This window comes from Staphylococcus sp. HMSC34C02 (genome assembly GCF_001838705.1).
Taxonomy (GTDB): domain Bacteria; phylum Bacillota; class Bacilli; order Staphylococcales; family Staphylococcaceae; genus Staphylococcus; species Staphylococcus borealis.
The window spans coordinates 40,328-40,750 of record NZ_KV838591.1; the positions used below are offsets into that span (position 1 = coordinate 40,328).

General features: G+C 42.3%; 1 protein-coding gene and 1 tRNA gene. One reads left to right on the top strand and one right to left on the bottom strand.

From position 1 onward, the window contains the following. A partial coding sequence (locus tag HMPREF3239_RS12545) for a hypothetical protein (RefSeq protein ID WP_218117669.1) occupies positions 1-191 on the top strand: 191 nt, incomplete at its 5' end. 51 nt (positions 192-242) lie between these two features. Here HMPREF3239_RS12545 and HMPREF3239_RS08720 read toward each other — a convergent pair. Further along, positions 243-332, bottom strand: a tRNA-Ser gene (locus tag HMPREF3239_RS08720). Between the last annotated feature and the right edge of the window lie 91 nt (positions 333-423).

A 423-nucleotide genomic window follows, 5' to 3' on the forward strand; every position in this document is an offset into this window, starting at 1 on the left:
AAGTGATTTTACAAGCTAAGCAAGTTGGGGTCGGAACCCCAGCAGAGAGAATTCCATTAAGAAATCCCACAAGCAAAGCAAGCTGGGAGCGGATGACGAATTTAAAAAGAATTCTGTCCCACTCCCCTATACATAACAACTTACTAACAATAAAAAAGCAAGGTCAACGTGTCAGAGAATTGTTTTCTTGACACTTTTTGACACTTGCTAATTCGAAACCCTATTGTATAAGGCTTATCATATGGAGAGCAAGGGATTCGAACCCTTGAAACGCTTATGGCGCTTACACACTTTCCAGGCGTGCTCCTTCGGCCAGACTCGGACAGCTCTCCTCAATATTAGTTATATATACATAAAAAAACAGAAGCGATATTTCACTTCTGTTTGTATGACTCCTACGGGACTCGAACCCGTGTTACCGCC